General features: G+C 56.8%; 14 protein-coding genes. 11 read left to right on the top strand and 3 right to left on the bottom strand.

What is annotated here, in order from left to right; all coding sequences use genetic code 11:
• Nucleotides 1-185 precede the first annotated feature (185 nt).
• The 5 genes from PV433_RS24215 (at nucleotide 186) to PV433_RS24195 (ending at nucleotide 6,983) form a co-directional block, all read left to right on the top strand.
• Nucleotides 186-2,024, top strand: a complete 1,839-nt coding sequence (locus PV433_RS24215) for a sensor histidine kinase (RefSeq protein ID WP_332074602.1) — start codon at nucleotides 186-188, stop codon at nucleotides 2,022-2,024.
• Entirely contained in the window at nucleotides 2,021-3,511 is a 1,491-nt protein-coding gene (locus tag PV433_RS24210; RefSeq protein ID WP_332074601.1) for a response regulator, read from the top strand. The genes PV433_RS24215 and PV433_RS24210 overlap by 4 nt, the downstream gene beginning before the upstream one ends.
• Before the next feature lie 327 nt (nucleotides 3,512-3,838).
• Nucleotides 3,839-5,113: an ABC transporter substrate-binding protein gene (locus tag PV433_RS24205; RefSeq protein ID WP_332074600.1), complete on the top strand. Its 1,275-nt coding sequence runs from the start codon at nucleotides 3,839-3,841 to the stop codon at nucleotides 5,111-5,113.
• 95 nt (nucleotides 5,114-5,208) lie between these two features.
• On the top strand, nucleotides 5,209-6,162 hold the full coding sequence (locus PV433_RS24200; protein WP_332074599.1) for a carbohydrate ABC transporter permease: 954 nt from the start codon (nucleotides 5,209-5,211) through the stop codon (nucleotides 6,160-6,162).
• The gene (locus PV433_RS24195) at nucleotides 6,159-6,983 is read left to right on the top strand and encodes a carbohydrate ABC transporter permease (RefSeq protein WP_332074598.1); all 825 of its coding nucleotides are present in this window, start codon (nucleotides 6,159-6,161) and stop codon (nucleotides 6,981-6,983) included. The genes PV433_RS24200 and PV433_RS24195 overlap by 4 nt, the downstream gene beginning before the upstream one ends.
• 84 nt (nucleotides 6,984-7,067) lie before the next feature.
• On the opposite strand, the gene PV433_RS24190 is transcribed toward PV433_RS24195, so the two are convergent.
• Nucleotides 7,068-9,053: a beta-galactosidase trimerization domain-containing protein gene (locus PV433_RS24190; protein ID WP_332074597.1), complete on the bottom strand. Its 1,986-nt coding sequence runs from the start codon at nucleotides 9,051-9,053 to the stop codon at nucleotides 7,068-7,070.
• A 305-nt stretch (nucleotides 9,054-9,358) separates the two neighbouring features.
• On the opposite strand from PV433_RS24190, the gene PV433_RS24185 reads away from it, so the two are divergent.
• Nucleotides 9,359-10,234, top strand: a complete 876-nt coding sequence (locus tag PV433_RS24185; protein ID WP_332074596.1) for an AraC family transcriptional regulator — start codon at nucleotides 9,359-9,361, stop codon at nucleotides 10,232-10,234.
• Between the two features lie 179 nt (nucleotides 10,235-10,413).
• Nucleotides 10,414-11,964 carry an FAD-dependent oxidoreductase gene (locus PV433_RS24180; RefSeq protein WP_332074778.1) on the top strand — a complete coding sequence of 517 codons (1,551 nt, stop codon included), beginning with the start codon at nucleotides 10,414-10,416 and terminating at the stop codon, nucleotides 11,962-11,964.
• 26 nt (nucleotides 11,965-11,990) lie between these two features.
• Here PV433_RS24180 and PV433_RS24175 read toward each other — a convergent pair whose 3' ends face one another.
• Entirely contained in the window at nucleotides 11,991-12,797 is an 807-nt protein-coding gene (locus tag PV433_RS24175; RefSeq protein ID WP_190931188.1) for an AraC family transcriptional regulator, read from the bottom strand.
• Nucleotides 12,798-12,930: 133 nt separating this feature from the next.
• On the opposite strand from PV433_RS24175, the gene PV433_RS24170 reads away from it, so the two are divergent.
• Nucleotides 12,931-14,208 (top strand): ABC transporter substrate-binding protein, encoded by a 1,278-nt coding sequence (locus PV433_RS24170; protein ID WP_332074595.1) that lies wholly within the window; start codon nucleotides 12,931-12,933, stop codon nucleotides 14,206-14,208.
• Nucleotides 14,209-15,570: 1,362 nt separating this feature from the next.
• The gene (locus PV433_RS24165) at nucleotides 15,571-16,410 is read left to right on the top strand and encodes an SDR family oxidoreductase (protein ID WP_332074594.1); all 840 of its coding nucleotides are present in this window, start codon (nucleotides 15,571-15,573) and stop codon (nucleotides 16,408-16,410) included.
• Nucleotides 16,411-16,567: 157 nt separating this feature from the next.
• Here PV433_RS24165 and alr read toward each other — a convergent pair whose 3' ends face one another.
• The gene (gene alr, locus PV433_RS24160) at nucleotides 16,568-17,734 is read right to left on the bottom strand and encodes an alanine racemase (RefSeq protein ID WP_332074593.1); all 1,167 of its coding nucleotides are present in this window, start codon (nucleotides 17,732-17,734) and stop codon (nucleotides 16,568-16,570) included.
• A 278-nt stretch (nucleotides 17,735-18,012) separates the two neighbouring features.
• Between alr and PV433_RS24155 the strand changes: the two genes are divergently transcribed.
• Complete coding sequence (locus PV433_RS24155; RefSeq protein WP_332074592.1) at nucleotides 18,013-18,447, top strand: NfeD family protein; 435 nt, start codon at nucleotides 18,013-18,015, stop codon at nucleotides 18,445-18,447.
• Nucleotides 18,448-19,383, top strand: coding sequence for an SPFH domain-containing protein (locus PV433_RS24150; protein WP_332074591.1), 936 nt, complete (start codon nucleotides 18,448-18,450; stop codon nucleotides 19,381-19,383).
• Nucleotides 19,384-19,532: the final 149 nt, after the last annotated feature.

Here is a 19,532-nt window from a genome sequence, read left to right as displayed (position 1 = left end):
AAGTTGTCCGCAAGGCTGACGCAGACTCTCCCGAAACGTTAAGATTTCATAGAGGTATTGTCCGCGGCAGGAGGCGAAGATAGAATAGGGAGAGGTTCTGGCTGCCCGATCATTGATTGTGCGTAAACGGCCGCGGCGGATCTAGCATAATAATCGGCGCAAGTTGACAAGAGGGCGGGGATGGATTGACCAGTTTTTTCAAATCCGATAAACAATCAAAACCGATATCGTTCCAGAGCAAGCTGCTGTGGTCTTACATCCTGATCTTGACCGTGCCCGTCTTGTCGGCGCTGTTGCTGTACGGGGTCAATTTGTATTACCAGACACGGAGCAATTACGAAAACGTGCTGCGTCAGCTGAACAGCCGGACTAACGTTATCCTGAGCGATTTTGTATCGACCGTGTCGAGAAATACGTTTTTTTATTTAACCGATACGAAGCTGCAAGCGATTATGAATAAAAACGAATCACAGACCGGCAAAGAATATTTGGACGATTATTTGTACGTCCAGCACGCGATGGATCAATTCGTGCTTATGAACGGAAACATTTCGGCGATTACGCTGCTTGCTCCGAACGGTATGATTTACAACAGCACAAACGCAAGAGTGCCGGATATCGGTCAGGTCAGTGCGCTGTTTGGCGACAGGGAGACCGTCGGCGGCAAAATTCTGGTATCGGCTCCTTACAAGAGCAGCACCGTAAAAAACGAAGATCAGTTCGTATCCGCGCTCCGAACGTTGACCGATCTGAATGCCGACCGCAAATCGAACAGCTTCATTAAGGTCGACATCAATTTCAAGTCGATCATCAATATTTTGGGGAGCGCTTCCGATCGAAGCTCAAGCCGCTTTTACGAACCGGGAACGATCGTCGTCGCGGGCGATCAGGTGATTTACCACTCGCATGAAGCGGGGGACAACCGGGACTACCGGCAGATGACTGGTATCGCCGCTTTGCTGGAGCGTGACGCGAACTCTGCGGGGATCTCGATGAAAGCCGATCTAGGCAGAGGGGAGCAGCGGTATATGTTCAGCATGGTCGTGAACGAACAGACGAATTGGAAAATTATTCAGTACATTCCGGCTCAAGTTATCGACCGGTCGTTTTTGGTAAACACGGGTAATTATATGCTGCTCAGTCTTGCATGTCTGCTGGCCGCTTTTCTGCTGAGCGTCTGGATGACCAAACGGTTTATTCGCCCGATCAACAAGCTGAACCGGGCAATCAAGCTCGTCGATTCCGACAACTGGGATTTGGTAACGCTCGAGACGAAACGCAATGACGAGATCGGACGGCTGATCGGCAGCTACAAGGATATGATCGCCCGCCTGAAGGAAAGCCGGGAGAAGGAGCTGCTGTCCGGACAGCTGCAGAAGCGGGCCGAGCTGAATATGATGCAGGCGCAGATCAATCCGCATTTTTTGTACAATACGTTAAACACGATTCATTCCATTGCGGAGCTTCAAGGCTCGGAGGAAATCGCAGCCGTATCGAGGAGCCTGTCGAGCATGTACCGGTACAATATTAAAGCGGGCGATAGGGTGGAGATCGGACAGGAGCTGGAACAGATCCGCAACTACATAACGATTCAGCAGATCCGGTTTTTCGGAAAATTCGAGGTCCGCTATTCGATTTCGGAGGAGTTGTACCCGTATAAGATACTCAAATTTCTGCTCCAGCCGCTGGTGGAAAACTCGTTTTACCATGGTCTTGAGCCAAAAGGGGGAAGAGGCCTGCTCATGCTGTCCATGGAGCTGAAGGGGCAGTTCGTCGAGATCCGGATCGAGGACGATGGTGTCGGGATGGATAACGACAAGCTGGAGGAACTGAACGGCATGTTCGCCGAGCCCGGGGCGCCGCAGACCGACAATCCGAGTCCGCACTTGGGGCTGCAAAATATACATGGGAGAATTAAACACTACTACGGACCGGAATATTGGATCAGGGCGTCGCAGCGGCCTGAGGGAGGCACCTGCATCGAGATGGCGATTCCCGCTGTGAAAGGAGATGGCATGCGATGAACATCATGGTCGTCGATGACGAATATTTTGCCCGCAAGGCGCTTGTGCAAACGATACGAAACTGGAATCCCGAGGCGGAAGTAATGGAAGCGGAGGACGGCTTGCAGGCATGGAGCCTGTTGAGCGAGCGTCCAGCCGATCTCGTGCTGTCCGATATCCGAATGCCGCTGCTGGACGGAATCGAGCTGGCTGCACGCTTGTATCTCAGCTATCCGGATACGATCAATGTCATTATAAGCGGGTTCGATGATTTTAATTATGCGCAGCAGGCCATCCGGTACAAGGTGGAGCGATATTTGCTAAAGCCGGTCGACAAGGCGGAACTGTTGGAATTGCTCGAGCAAATTAGGGATAAAGCGCTTACCCTTTCGGAGAAAAGGCTGGAAAGTCAATTTGCCTCCTGCTTGTACGATAACGAAGACCCGCCGGCGGACTTGTCCGGAAGTTATGCGCTTGCGGTCGTTCGATTCGAAGCTGGCGAGCGGGATTGCATCAAACGGCTGCTGATCGGGAAACTTCGCGAAAGCGGCATTCGGGCGGTCGCGACCCACTCGAGACGTTACGGGAATCTGATCGTGCTTCACCTGAAAATTCCGTCATCGCCAGACGGCGGCCGGGAGGACGCAGGAGTCAGTCTGCTCGCCGGTCCGGTTCGCCGCCTTTCTGACCAGGCCGGAGTCAGGATTGATGTCGGTTTAAGCCGGTGCCGGGACGACCCCGGCGAGCTTGGATCGGCGTACCGGGAAGCCAGGGAGGCGCTGCTGCACCGGTTTGTGTGCGACAGGAGACTTGTCGTATACGCTCCCCAGGAGCCAGCGGCAGTAAGCGGCTTCAGTCATACCGAGCTGGACGAGTGGCAGTCCTCCTTATACCGCAAAGCCTGCAGAGGCGCCGGCGATGAGGCCGGCAAGCTGGTCCGCCAGACAATCCGGCAAATCGTAGACCGCGAACTTCCTCCCCGGCTGTTGCTGGAAATTGCGGACCGGACGACCCGCGTCGTCAATCTGCTGAACGAACTCGCAAACGGCAACGGTGAGCCGACCGATTCGTTCATGGACACTCCCGATTGGCACGGATTCGGCAGTGCCGGCGAAGCGGCGGATCTGCTCGGCGACTCGGTGGAAAAGGCGGCGGCCAAATGGAAGCTGTCGATGACGAAAAACGATATGGGCGATCGGCTGATCGGTTATGTCGAGCAGCATTACCGGGACGATATCGTGCTGGAGCAGATCGCAAAAAACGTATTTTTTACCGATCCGACTTATTTGAGCCGAATATTCAAGAAAAAAACCGGAGTCCGCTTCTCACAGTATGTATTGTCGCTTCGCATGAGCAAGGCGAAGGCGATGCTGGAAAGCGACGGTTCGCTTCCGGTATCCGAAGTGGCGTCTTCGGTAGGCTTCAACGATTACTCCTACTTCATCCAGATGTACAAGAAGGTGTACGGCGAGACGCCGGGGCAAACGAGAAAGCAGCCTGTGACGTAAGGGGAGGCATTCGAGCTTCGAGCAAGGAAAGGAGAGATTCCTTACCAAGAAAAACTACAGCTAAATCGCGGTCGTTCACCCGTGCTTTACATCGAATAGTCGTTTTTCTTAACGCTAAGGAATCCCAACGGTTCCCGGGAATAACAAGGGAAAGGAGAGATTCCTTACCAAGAAAAACTACAGCTAAATCGCGGTCGTTCATCCGTGCTTTACATCGAATAGTCGTTTTTCTTATATTCACCCAGTCACTTCTATCCTATTGGCCCATAACGCATTACTCTATACTGAACTTGTCAGACGAACATGAGGAGGAAGGGGTCAAAGGTAATGAAAACATCGCATCAGAAGTGGACGGCAGCCGCACTCGCTTCTCTGCTCGCCGTCGTTACGGGCTGCTCGGGCAGCAGCGGCAGCGGCGAACAGGAGGGAGCTACCAAGTCGGGAGGGTCCGAGAAGGTCAAGCTTGAGTTTTTCCAAATGAAAGCGGATGCCGTCGATATCGACAATCAGCTGATCAAGACGTTTCAGGAGAAATATCCGAACATCACCGTCGAACAAAACAACGTTCCGAATCCGGAGAACGTTTGGACGATGCGCGTGTCTACGAACGACGCACCGCAGGTGTTTACCCATTACCCGCATAACGCGGTCTTTCAGCAAATGTCCAAGGAAGGCAACGTCGTGGATTTGACCAACGATCCGCTGCTTGCCAACGTTCAGCCCGCGATCGTCGAGCTCAGCAAAATCGACGGGAAAAACTATGTAGTTCCCGTAGCGCTGGCAACGCTTGGCGTATATTACAACACGAAAGTATTTAACGATCTCGGTTTGAAAATTCCACAAACGTACGACGAACTGATCAAAACGGCGGAAACGATCAAAGCCGCCGGCATTACGCCTTTTTATTTCCATGACAAGGACTGGAACGGCATCCGGCAGGAGGTCGTCTTCAAAATGGGTCTGATGCTGCCGAACATCGAGTCGTCTCTGGACGATGTTATGAAGGGCAAAGCGCATATTACTGACCGCGCGGATATGAAGCCGTTCGCCCAAAAGCTGTACGAAATGCGGAAGTATTCGCAAAAAGATGCGCTCGGTACCGGATACGACGACGCGCTTCGCGAATTCGCCAACGGTAAGTCGGCGATGTGGTTTACCGGCATTTGGGCCATCAAGTCCATCAAGCAGGCGAACCCGAACCTCGAATTTGCGATGTTCCCGATGCCGCCGGAGAAAGCGGAAAACGCCAAAACGCAAGTGTCCGTCGACACCGCGATCGGCCTGCCGGCCAACGGCAAGCATAAGGAAGAGGCGAGGAAATTCGTCGAATTTATGGTGTCCAAGGAATCGGTGCAGCGTTACGTCGACTTCGGAGGTTACCCGGCGGCGATCAAAGGCGTTAATAACGGCGTGAAGGAATTGACGACTTTGAACAGCCTGATCGAGGCGGGCAAAGTGTATCCGACGATCGAACGTTTATGGCCGGCGGGAGTGAACGCAGACGTCGGCAAGGCTACCCAGGAGCTGTTCGCGACGGGAGACATCGACGCGTATTTGCAAAAGCTGGATTCGATTTTCTATAACAAGCTGAATAAGAAGTAAACGGCGCTACAACAGCCGTTGTTAAGGCCCCCTCGAGCCTTCGGAAGCCGGGTTGCCGGTCCGTGTCCGCAGCTGGAGGGGGTTTGTTGTGCCCGTTGGACTATATCAATATCCGGAGGTGGATGATGGAGGCGATTCGTTCGACCGGGACCAAGGCCCGGAGGAAGAAGCCCTTTGCCGGAATGAAGGCGGGATCAATCTTTTTTCTGCTCACCGTTCCGGCACTTGTCCTGTATGTGCTGTTTTTCGTTTTCCCGGTAGGAATGGGGATTTACTACAGCTTGACCGATTGGAACGGCTTTTCCAAAACGTACCGGTTTATCGGACTGAGCAACTATATCGAGCTGCTCCGTGACAGCCGGTTCCTCCATTCCTTGAAATTTACGTTTGTGTACACGGGACTCGTTGTCGTCCTGAAGCTTGGCGTTGCGCTTGCTCTGGCGCTTTTGCTGACAGGGCCGCTGAAGCTGCGCGGCTTGTTCCGGTCGATATTCTTTTTTCCGGCCGTCTTGAGCATGATTACGGTCGGTCTTATTTTCAACCAGATTTTTTTCTCCGTGCTGCCGCCGATCGGCGAGTCGCTAGGCTTGGAATGGCTGTCCAAGAACATATTGGGGAGCAAGGATACGGCGATATTCGGGATCGTGCTGACCAACGTCTGGCAGGGCTTTGCCGTTCCGATGGTTATTTTTATCGCCGGTCTGGCCAGCGTGCCGAAAGATTTGCGGGAGGCGGCCACCATTGACGGAGCTTCGCCGGTGCAGCGTTTCTTCTCGGTTACACTGCCGTTTCTGATCCCGATGCTTAATGTGAATCTGGTGCTGGCGATAAAGGGCGGGCTTACCGTATTCGATACGATCGTCGCGATGACGGACGGAGGCCCGGCGCAGGCGACCGAGTCGATCGGGTTTCTGATCTACAAGCACGGACTCAGCGAAATGAAGTTCGGTTACGGAACGGCCGAAGCGATCTATGTCTTTTTGCTGATCGCGCTGATTTCTTTTGTCCAATTCAAGTTTTTGAACCGGAAGGAGGCAGGTCAGCAATGAAGAAGGGAGCGCTTCGTTTTTTGCGGTATGCGGTGCTGTCGGTCGGTTCGCTTTTTATTATGTTTCCGATGTATTTGACGATCGTCATTGCGATGAAGACGCAGGCCGAGTCGACCGCCAGCTTTTTCTCGCTGCCTTCCGGCTTTTACTTGGGGAATTTCCGGCAAGTGATTCAGAAGGCGAATTTCAGCACTTATTTGCAAAACTCGGTATCGATCACTGCGATTTCGGTGCTGCTGATGCTGCTGCTGATTCCGATGCTGTCATACGCCATCTCGCGCAATATGAACAAGACGTACTACAAAGCGTTGTACTTTCTTATATTGTCCGGAATATTCGTTCCGTTTCAGGCTGTCATGCTGCCGATCTACCGGCATATGAGCAATTTGCAGCTGCTGGATCAGACCGGCCTCATCCTGATGTACGTGACGCTTTCGTTTGCACAGGGGATGTTTTTGTGCGTCGGATTTTTGAAAAACGTTCCGATCGAACTCGACCAGGCGTCCAAAATTGACGGCTGCGGCGTGTGGCAAACGTTCGTGCGGATCGTATACCCGATGATGCTGCCGATTGTCGCTACCGTACTGATTCTGAACAGCCTGTGGATATGGAACGATTTCCAGCTCCCGCTCATTATGCTGAACCGGCACCCGGATTTCTGGACGCTGCCGCTGTTCATCTACAATTTCAAAAGCGAATACAGCTTCGACTACAATTTGGCGTTCGCCGGATTTTTCCTGACCATGCTGCCGATCCTCGTGCTGTACGGATTTACGCAGCGGTACATTATCGGAGGTCTGGCGGAAGGAGCACTGAAATAAACGTCGGCACTCGAGCCATTATGTGTAGGAACATGAAAACGACCCGCGGCCAAGCGATTGGCCGAACCGGGTCGTTTTTATTTATTAGATGAGCTCGACCACGACCATCTGGTGGCAGTCCAGCTTGGGCACAGTGTACGTAATGACGCCGTCCTGCTCGGAATACGGCAGCGGCTCCATTTGCGGAGCCAGGTAAACGGTCTTCACCGGGCGTTCTGTTCGCAGCGAACAGGAGATGTCGTACAACGGCACGATATCTTCGATTATTTCGATTTTCTCCCCGCGTCTCACCGGCGTTGCGTACAGCAGATGATGAACGAGTCGGTTATGCCCGTCCTGACGCTGTACGGTCGTTACGCCTTGAGCCGGAAGCGTAGTCGTCAAAGTAGGCCTCTCCCCAAGCAGACGGCTTAATGCCGCCGACACGGTGTCGCGTAAAAACAGGCTGCCCTTGGCCGCATAATCCTCGAATACGTCCCAGGCGATATAGATGCCGGCCGATCCTTCCGTCATGCCGGGTCCGCCGCTTTGCTTGCTGTTCGGCGTATGCTGGTGCGAGCAGAAGGCGAAGGCGTCGCGGTTGAAATACGGATTGTGGCGCTCTCCCAGCACGGTGCCCCCGCCTGCCGCCGCGATCTGCTGGCCTTCGCTGTACATGACGTAAGCGGTGCCTTCGGGTGCGGCCGATCCGCCTGGAAGCGCCAACTGCGGCAACCAGTAGTCGGGCCGGTACGGGGCCGTGCCGATCCAGCTGGCGCCGAGATCGATCGCGAAGCCTCCGCCGTCCTCGCGCAGTCCCGAACGGCCGGTAGCGAGCACGCGTCCGCCCTGCTTCACGTAATCGAGCAATTTTGCCTCCAGCGACGCGTTCAGCCGGATCCGATCCGGAAGGATGAGGACGGGGTAACCGTTCCAGTCCGACTCGGGGTCAACGACGTCGAACAGCCAGTTTCCTTCGAGCAGCATCCGTACTGCTCCTTGGTCGGCCTTCGGGCACCGGCCCTCGCCTTCCGCTTTGCAGTCGGCCGCCTCGGTCGTCAGCAGCGCGATGTCCGCCACGTTGGAGACGGCTTCGCACCAGGCTTCCTTCGCCTCCACCTCCCGGTAGGCGGCTCCGATCAGCCGGTACGTCGCTTCATCCATGAGACCGTCCGGATGGAGCTGGTCGCCGATCGAGCAGCGCGCGCCGTTCGCCAGGCTGAGCGCCGTCTCGTAGCGAAGTGCATTCGGATGTTTGTAGCCGCCGAATTCGCCCCAGGTCGTATGGAATTTCCCGGTCATGCCGAGATAAGGCATCCCGAGTCCTTGAACATATCGGGCCGACAGCGGGAAGTGGTCGTATCCCCAACCGCCCGTCGGCAGCGATTCCAGCTCCAGGTGGGTATTGCGCTTCGCCAGATCGCGTCTGCCTTGCGGGATATGTCCGCCGTTGTGGAACACCGGCATGCCGGGTTTATGCTTTTGCGCCGCCTCATTGGTCCGTTCCGTATAGCGGGCATACGTTTCTTCCCAGATCGGCATCATATCCGGCTTCACCCGGGGATCGACGCCCCGTTCGCGGGCGGTCCGGATACAGGAGTGGCAATAACATTCCTTCACGCCGACGATGTCGAGGAAGATACCGTCCGCGTCGTAGTTCCGGACCACTTCTTCGATCTGCTCGACCAGCACATCGAGGTACGGGCTGTTCATGCACAGCGTATGGTAGCCCGGCGACAGAAAGTCGGGCGCCCAGTTTGTCTGCTCGTTGCGTCTGCGGGACAGCCATTCCGGCCGCTCGCGAGCCGTCTTCTCGTCGAGTCCTGCCGATAAATAAACGGGTGTTTTTACCCCGATTTCATGGGCGGCTTCGATCTGCGCGCCGAGCAAGTCGAACGACAGCTGCGGATGCATCCGGTTCGCCTTGGATGGATGATAGGCCCAGCCGTGATGACATTTGGAGAACACGGTGATCGAATCGACATGGCCGAGCTTCAGCATGTCCTGGAACTGCTGTTTCGAGAAGCGGGCGCCGATGCCGGCAATCGCTTCGGACGTATGGAAATCGAGATGCACCTGACGAAATCTCATGTGGACAACCCTCCTGGGCGTAATCGGAGTTAGGATCGTTCTGTTGTGCGTCTAAGGTGAAAGCAAGCCTGCCGGACAGCCCCGTATGAGAGCGATACCTGTCCGAACGGCCGCCGGATGCGATCGTACCCCTGCTGGTACCAGTGTACCTCCGATCCGGGACGTGAAACAGGGACACAACCGACCAAAACTAGCACAATTTCGACTTCCGCAGCCGGCCCGGATCAGGTACGATAGAGCTATCGGCTGTGGACGGACGAGCGATTGCCCGCAGTCTAAAGTTCCGGATAAGGAGAGTCGGACGTATGGAGTGTCTGGAGTGGAGCGTGTCGCCGCTGCCCCAGCTCGTGACCGTGGGACATGCGGTATGGCGGCCCGGGATGCGGCATTTCTCGCGGCAATTCGGGCTGTATGACGTGTTGTTTGTGAAAACCGGCTGCTTGTATATGGCCGAGGAAGGGACGGAATATGTGATCGGCGCGGGGCAGATGCTGATGCTGGAGCCGGGGCGCATGCATGTCGGGTACCGGGAATGCGAAGAGGATACGGAGCTGTTCTGGCTTCATATTCAGCATGAATCTGCACAAAATCGCTTGCCCGCCTCCGACATCCCCTGGTCGCTTGTGCTGCGCAAAGGAACGGATCTCGATCCGGCTCCTCCGAGCCGGCCGATCTATATGCCCAAGTACGGAGCGCTGGAGATGGAGGAAGTATGGGCGATCTTATCCGAGATGGACCGGCTGCACAACCGGCTGAATGTGGATACCGTGCTGCAGCTTCAACTGCACTATGTCCGCCTGCTGGCCAAGCTGCAGGAACTGATCCGCTCCTCCGGCTCGGAGAGCCGTTCCGGCAAGCTGGCTGCAGCGGTGGCGGCTTTCCTGAGACGGTATGAGGACGTCCCGTACGAGGCATCGCAGCTGGCGCGCGAGTTTCACTACAACCCGGATTACATCACGCGTTGTTTGAAGCGCCACACCGGCATGAGCCCGCTCGAATATTTGCGCCATATCCGAATCGGCAAAGCTTGCAGGCTGCTGGAGCAGCGGGCGGAGCTGACGGTGAAGCAGATCGCCGAAGCGGTCTGCATGCCCGATCCGAACTATTTTTGCCGGATGTTTCGCAAAGAGACCGGGATGTCGCCGGCCGCGTATCGGAAAAAACGGTTGGGTTACAGCTGACCTTTTATTTGCGATTCGCATGGTAAATATGTCCAATTGTCCGTCGGGCCTCCCGGCGGTTCTTGATGTTGGAAAAGTGCATAGGACGATTTGAAAAATGCATGGGTTGCCGCCGGGAGCGGATGTATAGTGGGGAGGAGCGTGACGATAGCGGACAGAGAGGGGGCTGCGTGGAAACGATGGCAGCGGATTTTAGCAAACTGTACTATTACAAGCCGGATCACGGAGAGGCGATGCCCGAGACGGTAACCGCCGATTTATGCGTGTACGGAGCGACGCCCGCAGGGATAACGGCGGCGGTGCAGGCTTCGCGAATGGGGCTTGCAGTCGTCATCGCCGAGGCCGGTGACCGATTGGGCGGAGTGACCGCCAGCGGACTGGGCAAGACCGATTTCGGCATCAAGCGGACGATCGGCGGACTCGCCCGGCAGTTTTACCGGGAAATCGGCCGGAAGTATGGCGGCGAGGAGGAAGACGGAGCGGCTTTTCTTCTGGAGCCCAGCGCCGCAGAGGAGATTTTCGGGCGATGGGTGGACGAGGCCGGGGTGCGCGTCATGTACCGGCAGCATCTGCAGCAGGTCATGAAGGTGGCGGACCGGATAACGGGGCTTCGCATGGAGAACGGCAGCGTCATCCGTGCGGCCATGTTCATCGACGCCACGTATGAAGGCGATCTGATGGCAAGGGCGGGCGTATCGTATACGATCGGCCGGGAGGCGAACGCTGTCTACAAGGAGTCATTAAACGGCATCCAGTTCGGCTCGCCGAACCACCGGTTTAATGCGTGGATCGATCCGTATGCCGTTCCGGGCAAGCCGGACAGCGGTCTGCTGCCGGGTGTGTCCGACGAAGCTCCGGGCGTTCAGGGGCAAGGGGATCGTTCCGTTCAAGCCTACAACTTCCGCATCTGTCTGACGAACGTGCCGGACAATCGGCTTCCGTTCCCGGAGCCGCCGGGCTACGATCCGGACCGATTCGAGCTGCTCCGGCGTTATTTACAGGCTGGCGTATGGGAGGCGATGCAGCTCAATCTGATGCTGCAGAACGGCAAAACCGACCTGAACAACCGGGGAGCGGTGAGTACGGACCATATCGGGGCCAACCACGGATGGCCCGGCGGGGATTACGCGGCGAGGGAGATCATCTTCCAGGATCATGTCCGGTACAATATGGGAATGCTGTATTACTTAAGCTACGACGAGCGAGTTTCCGCGGAGATCCGCCAGGAAATGAGCCAGTGGGGGCTTCCGGCCGACGAATTCACCGGGACGGCGAACTGGCCGCATCAGCTCTATATCCGCGAAGGCAGACGGATGGTATCGGATCTCGTCATTACCGAGAATCATTGCCGCCATTATGTAAGCGAGCCGGACTCGATCGGGATCGCTTCCTACAAGATGGACTCGCACAACTGCCGCCGGATCGTGCTGGACGGCTGCTGCGTGAACGAAGGCAACGTCGAGACCCCGACCGCCGGTCCTTATCCGATCCCGTATCGGGCGATCGTACCCAGAGGCGACGAATGCACGAATCTGCTCGTGCCGGTATGTTTGTCCGCCTCCCATATCGCTTACGGATCGCTACGCCTGGAGCCGGTGTTCCTGATCCTCGGCCAGTCGGCCGCAGCGGCGGCGGTACTGGCGCTCGAGAAAGGAACAAGCGTACAAGAGGTCGAGTACGGGGCCCTTCGCGACCGGCTGATCGCGGACGGACAGCTGCTGCATCCGTAGCGAGGGCACGAGCGGGCGGCGGAGATTCAGGGATAGCGCGGGGCGTGCCGCTTCCGGTATTCCGACGGATTCGTGCCGGTCTCCTTCGTGAAGATGCGGCTGAAGTAAAAACCGTTGTCGTAGCCGCACAGCTGGGCGATATGATCGATCGTGTAGTCGGATTGGCAGAGCAGTCTCTTCGCCTTCTCGATGCGGCACTCCGTTACGTAGCGGGAAGGCGTCACTCCGAAGCAACTGCGGAACCGGCGGGCGAAATGGACCGGATGCAGATGAAACCGGGAGGCGGCGTCGGCGATCGAGCTTTCCTTGTCCAAATGGAGCTCCAGCCATTCCTTCGCTTCCAGCATCAGTTTGTCCCGGATGCCGCTAATGCGGGACAGCCGGTTCGATTCGCGCTCGATCTGAAGCCACAGGTCGTTCACCAGATGGTTTTTCCACGCCCTCTCGGGCTCGCTTAACCGTCCTGCCGCTTCCTGGAGGCAGGAATAATTGCTCCGCAGCCGATCCGAATCGCCGATGGTCACCTTGTAGGCGAACAAGTCGTGCAGCCGGTCCTGCAATTCGAGATGCCGATTGGCGTTCGGCGCGGTCCAATTGCATTTGATATAATGAAACGTCAGTGGTGTAAGCGTTTTCCGATGGAAATCGAGATAGGGCGGGCAAACGACAATGTCGCCTGTACCCGCTTCGCCGCGGGCGCCCTGAATCCGGTATTCGAACCGGCCGTGCTCGACGGCCATTAACGTCCAGGCGGGGTTGGCGGCGCAGCGCAGCATGAATTCGCGCTTGTCTTTTAAATATTGGTGATCGCTGAGGGTAACCGCATATTCCATCCATGGTACCTCCATTCGACGCGTTGCTGGTAGTCTCCAGTATACAGACAGAGGAAAGCAGCGGGCAAGATGATTCCTAAGCGGCCGAGAATGCTGCTGGGCCTGCGATGATGATGACAAGGGGGGAACGAAAATGAAGACTTGGTACCGAACATGGGGAGTGGCCGTGATGGCCGCCGCTTTGACGCTGTCCGCCTGCGGTCAGACGGACAACAAGCCGGAGCAGCCTGCGGCGAAGGAAGAACCGGTCACGCTGAATTTTTTCTATAACGGGTTCTCGGAAAGCTTGACCAACCAGTTGAAGGCCAAAATCGAGCAAAAATATCCCCATATCACGATTCATATGATTCTTCACGGCACCGGGACAACGATCGACGACACGATCGCCGCTGGCACAAAGCTTGATTTGGCAGCGTTTACAATGGGGCAGCTGTTTAAAGTGATGGAGCTGAAGCTCGTCTCCGATATGTCGGACCTGGTGAGCAAGCACGGCTTCGATCTGAACCGGCTCGCTCCGGGCGTACTGGATGCGGTGAAGGGCTATTCCGAGAAAGGCGAAATTCTCGTCATGCCGTACGAGCTGAACAACAGCGTGCTTCTGTACAACAAGAGCATCTTCGACAAGTTCGGCGTCGCGTATCCGAAGGACGGCGTTACTTGGGATGAAGTGACCGAGCTGATCCGCAAAACGTCGCGGACGGAGAACGGGGTGGCGTACAAAGGATTCAGCTACAGCGGCGCGAACCCTGTCTACAAAAACCAGTTCGGCCTGCCGTTCGTCGATCCGCAGACGAACAAATCGGCGCTGTCGCACGACGGCTGGCAAAAATGGCTGGGCGCGATGACCTCGTTTTATAAAATCCCGAACAACTCGCTCGAGGGGAACGCCGACAACGCGTTCTTCAAAAACAAAACGATGGCGATGCGCACCGGTCCGAACCCGCTCGATCTGCTGCCCGCCGCTATCGAATCGGGTCTCGATTGGGATGCGGCGACGATGCCGAAGTTTCCGGCTAACGAGAGCAGCGGCTCCCAGTTGAACGCGCCGTTCTATTTGATCCCGCCGGCGAGCCCGCACCGGGACGAAGCATTTCAAGTAATCGCCTACCTGATGTCCGACGAGATGCAGACGTGGAACGCCCGTCAGGGGCGGGTGCCGATCGTCAAGAGCGAAAGCGTCGTTCAGCAGTTCGGAGCCGATCTGCCGTTCCTGCAAGGCAAAAACTATACGAACGCGGTATTTAAGGAAGTGATCGCCAAGCCGGTCCGCGTCACAAGATACGACGGTATCGTCCGAACCGAGCTGGCCGCGGCTTTGGCGGAAGTCGCCCAGAAAGGAACGGACGTCAACACCGCCTTGCGCAGCGCCGAGGAGCGGGCGAACAAACTAATCGCCGAGCAGATGAAGTAAGACCGTTAAGTGTGAAGTGCTGCGCAGAAATGGCAGGGTGAGAAGCGAAGATGTGCTCATTCGGGCCGCTAGGAATAGCGCACTGCAGCCGTAGCGCTTCCATCGGGGGAGCTTAACTGGTGCATCCCTTCTTCATGGGGAGCAAGAGTCGGATAAGAGTGGTTTTGGTACTGGCGGAAAAGGTGGAGGGGTTAACCGAGCAAATCGCAGAGGAAGGCTCCAGCAAAGAGCGGAAGGAGCTGCGCAAACAGCGCAGTGCTTTCAAGAAGCCGCTAAAGCTGATTCAAGAGGGCTTTCTTCCTCGGTTAGCTCTATGCCGCACAGAAAGCCCTTTTTGGTACTGAAATGTTCGCATAATACAGGTAATTATTCCAGAATTTATTTTAGTTTGGCTTAGTGCCAGAGCAGCTCCAACTCATTTAAATCGCCTTCAATTAGTAGGTAAGCTGATCGTTTTTTTGGGTTCATCATCAAAAACCCAAGGCTTGCGTATTTCTACAACAAGTCGATCATCGGGGATTTTATTCCGTAGTATTTGTCGATTAACTCCCCGAGATCTTCGATGCAATCATCGATTCAGCTGCCTCCGGCCATGTAGGCCACTCAAGCATGGCAGCACCACGTTCCGGAATGTGCGGCCGCGATGCGAGTGAACTCGTGTCGCGGCTTTTTGCAGGATCGGAAAGGATGACCGCGAAACGACGAATCCGTATTGCACGGAAAGCGGCGGAACCTGGGAAAAAAGTAAGAATAGGCTGGTGAAGTCGCCTTCAATCACAACTTAGATTGGTTGTATGCGGCCGACCGACTGCTGTATGCAGCGCAACACCGCATGTTAGGGAGCCCGCGTTGTGCGCCGGATTCATCAGCCATTCATCATTAGCGGAAACGTGACTTCCGTAATTCCACAAAGTACGTACTTTTCACGCTATAATGGAAGTTCGGTTTCCTTTATTTTGGCTTTTTTAGGGGATAGAGGCGATTCTACTTGAAATAACGGAACAATTTCTTCCGTTAGATGTCTATAACCTGCTGTGAGCAGCAAATAACGGAAGTAAAGCTTCCGGAAGAAGCTTGCAGGGGCTGCATTGGAGGCCGGTCGTTTCCACAAGGTCCCGAATCTGCAGCACGGCTGTGCATGAACGTCCGGAGCGAAGGGAGCTATTATCTCTTGCACACTCACGTAAGGATTTACACATCAAGGACTATCCGCCGCCCGGCACTTTTCCTGGACGTTTATCTTGCACCCGGGATCTGCGGAAAGGAACGGTGATCGCAGGCGTTTGGCCGAACAAGCAGGAATAGGCCTAGTGGAAGCGAATGATGAGGGAAGGAGTCATAACGGAAAAGGGGGAATCATCGATGGGAAAAGTGGCGTTCATTACAGGCACGTCGAGCGGCTTCGGCTTGCTGACGGCCGTCGTTCTCGCCGGGAAAGGGTACAAGGTTGTCGCTACGATGCGGGATTTGTCCAAGCGAGAGGCGCTGCTTCACGAAGCCGCCCGCGCCGGTGTAGACGCGGACGCGCTAATCGAGACGGTGCGTCTTGACGTGACTGACTCCGAGGAGGCGGCGCGCGTCGTCGCCGATGCGATAGCCCGGTACGGGGCTATCGATGTTCTGGTCAACAACGCCGGATTCGCTCTCGGCGGGTTCGTTGAGGAGGTGCCGCTGGAAGACTGGCGGCAGCAGATGGAGACGAACTTCTTCGGGCTGATCGCCTTGACGAAGGCGGTGCTGCCCTCCATGCGGGAGCGCGGGAGCGGCACGATCGTCAACATCGGCAGCGTGAGCGGACGGATTGCGTTTCCGGGGTACGCCCCGTACGCCGCTTCCAAATTCGCCGTCGAAGGGTTCAGCGAAAGTCTGCGCCACGAGATGGCTCCGTTCGGCGTACGGGTTGTTCTCGTCGAGCCCGGCGCCTACCGGACGGCAATATGGGGGAAAGGGATCGCCGCCATCCGGACGAGCGAGGCTTCGCCGTATGCCGGTCCGATGAAGGCGATGATGAGCTACTCGCAGCGGGCGGCAGAGTCCGCTCCCGATCCGCGCGAAGTCGCCGAGCTGGTCGGCCGGATCGCGGACGCCAGATCGCCCCGCCTGCGCTATGCGCTCGGCAGAGGCTCCGCGCTGCTGCTGGCGGCGAAGGCGGTGCTGCCATGGAGCTGGCTCGAAGGCGCAATACGCCGCGCGCTGCGCTAACCGAGCCCAGCGTCCTTATATGATGCGGCGGCTCGTCCGGCGGCCGCTGCCAGCCAGGGAGCCGGACATCCGTCCCTCGGCTCCGTCCTCACACAGGGAATGCCTGCATTCCGGCGAACACGCTTGCCACCGGCGGGCTAAGCATCCCGCCCCCGGCTCATACGTGCCCGCATCCGGCATATACCCTCGGCACCCGCCGGCCCAGCATACATACGACCTCATAGTGGATCGTATCCAGCTTGTCGGCGACTTCGCCGATCGGGATGTACCGCTCCGGCACGCCTGGCGTTCCGCCGAACAGCACCACTTCGTCGCCGATGCCGGCGTTAGACAGCGCGGAGACGTCGAGAATCGTCTGGTCCATGCAGACGCGGCCGACGATCGGGACCCGCACGTTGCCGACGAGTGCGCTGCCGTTGTTGGACAGCCGTCTGGACCAGCCGTCGGCATACCCGATCGGAATCGTCGCGACGGTCATCTCCCGGCCAGCCGTAAACGTCCGTCCGTATCCAACCGACTGTCCGGCGGGAAGGCGCCGCACGTCGGTTATTCTGGTCTTCAGCTGCATCGCCTGCCGCAGCGGATAGTCGTCCTCCGCTCCGGCCACCGGCGGCAGTCCATATAAAGCGACGCCCACCCGGACCATATTGAGATGCATATCCGGATAACGAACCGTCGCCGCGCTGTTGCAGCAATGTTTGACGGGAATGTCGATCCCGTGACCGGACAAATAGCCGGTCCAGTCCAGAAACGTGCGGAACTGCCGCTCGGTGTAAGCCGGGTCCGGGTTGTCGGCGTCGGCGAAGTGGGTAAACACGCCCTCAAGCCGCACCCGGTCCGACGATAACGCCAGCCGCGCCAGCCGCAGGGCGTCTGTTTTGCTTGTTACGCCCAGCCTGGACATGCCGGTGTCCAGCTTCAGGTGTACAACTGCTGTTCCATTCGCCTTCTCTGCAGCGGATATAACCGCCCGGACGGATTCCTCCGTATACACGGTCAAAGCGATTCGATGCCGGACGGCGAGCGGAATAGCGGCAGGCGGCGTGCTTCCCAGCACCAGAATGGGGCAGCCGAGCCCCGCTTCCCTGAGCTCCAGCGCCTCTTCCAGTATGGCGACTCCTAGCGCTTCGGCGCCTGCGGAGAGCGCTGTTTTTGCCGTTTCCACCGCACCGTGTCCATAGCCGTTCGCTTTCACGACGGCCATCAGCCGGCAGCTCTCGGCGATTCTGGTGCGGAACAGCTTCGTATTGCGGGCGACGGCGTCCAGCGACACTTCGGCCCACGTTTCCCTGTAGAAGAGGGGATTCAGTCCGGTTTCATTCATAACTAACGGCACTCCTGACTTTCCGACTTTCGGTCCTCGTTCCAGTATAGTTCGATTGGAGGGTCAGCGCATTATGGGTCGTCTACAAAAACAGGGTTGGTTATTTGTTAACATTCACAAACGGACGCATACGCCCTTGCTTCATTATACGTATCGGCCGGGTTCCGGCAACACCGGATCGGCTGCACGGCATAGAAACAAAGGGGACGCGTTGCGGCAAAAAAGAGGAAATAAGCGGCTCCGTACCGAATAAACTTAGGCAGAAAGGGGGCGGCTCCATGGAGATATGGGCGATCTGGCTAATCATAGCCGGTGTGCTGCTGATTGTGGAAATGCTGACACTTACTTTTTATTTATTATGGTTCGGTCTGGGCGCGTTGGCTGCCGCTGCAGTCGCCTGGCTGTTTCCGGAGTCGTTCGTCGCACAGGCGCTCACGGGCAGCGTGATCGTTATCGTGCTTACGATCTTTACGAAGCCGCTCACCCGGCGGTTTCGCAAGTCGCGCGGATTCAAGGACGCGGTGGACGATCTGGTCGGCAGGCAGGGAATCGTTGTGGAAGATATCGCGGCGGATAAGCCGGGGATCGTCAAGATCGGCGGCGATACGTGGAGCGCTGTAGCGGATGAGTTTGTGGGCAAAGGGGAGACCGTTGTTATCGTGAATCGCGGCAGCGCGGTACTCGAAGTACGCAGATGGGGAGGCTCGGTATAAATGGGTGTGTTGGTTACTATTATTATTTTGGTCCTTGTGATCGTTATTGCGGCGTTATCGATCAAGATCGTACCTCAGCAAAGGGTCGGAGTCGTGGAGCGGTTGGGCAAATTCAACCGGCTGCTGACTCCGGGCGTCAATATTCTCGTTCCGATCATCGACCATGTACGCACATATCACGATCTGCGCATCCAGCAGGCGAACGTGCCACCGCAGACGGTAATTACGAAGGATAACGTACAGGTGCAGATCGATACGATCATCTTCTATCAGGTGACCGGACCCGAACAGGCGACCTACGGCATCTCCGATTATGTGTACGGGGTGCGGAACATTAGTACGGCGACGATGCGGCAGATTATCGGGAAGATGGAGCTGGACGAGACGTTGTCCGGCCGGGAGAAAATCTCATCCGACATTCGTATAGCTCTGGACGAAGCGACGGAAAAATGGGGCGTTCGCATCGAGCGGGTCGAAGTCATCGATATTCAGCCGCCCGTGGACATCCAGGAGGCGATGGATAAGCAGATGAAGGCCGAGCGCAGCAAGCGCGCGATCGTGCTGGAAGCGGAAGCGGCCAAGCAGGATATGATTTTGCGGGCGGAAGGCGACAAGCAGAGCAAGATTCTGAAAGCGGAAGGCGACAAGGAAGCGAGAATCCGGGAAGCGGAAGGGCTGCGGCAAGCTCAGGAACTGGAGTCGCTCGGTCAGGCGAAAGCGATCCAGCACGTCGCAGAGGCCGAAAAGTCGAGGATCGAGATGCTGCGGGCGGCCGGTCTTGACGAGCATGTACTCACCTACCGCTCGCTGGAGACGCTGACAGCCATCTCGAACGGCCCGGCGAACAAAGTATTTATTCCGACCAGGGCTGTTGAAACCTTGGGCACCATCGGCGCCATTGGCGAAATGCTGGGAGCGGTCAGGAAGGATAAATAACGACCTTGCACGGCAAGCAAGAATAAAGGAATAACCGCTTCCGGTGGCAGCGGTTATTCGTCCGGGCACGAAGCGGTGCGTACGCGTTACCGATTGCTTCCCTGCCGCCTTCCTTCCCGATCGGAACTCCGGCTTGTACGTCCCGCCGG

Origin of the sequence: Paenibacillus sp. GYB004 (assembly GCF_036577605.1) — a bacterium.
Taxonomy (GTDB): Bacteria; Bacillota; Bacilli; order Paenibacillales; family NBRC-103111; genus Paenibacillus_AB; species Paenibacillus_AB oceani.
The sequence above is the reverse complement of the archived record's forward strand: the minus strand, read 5'-3'. Positions and strand labels throughout refer to the sequence as shown.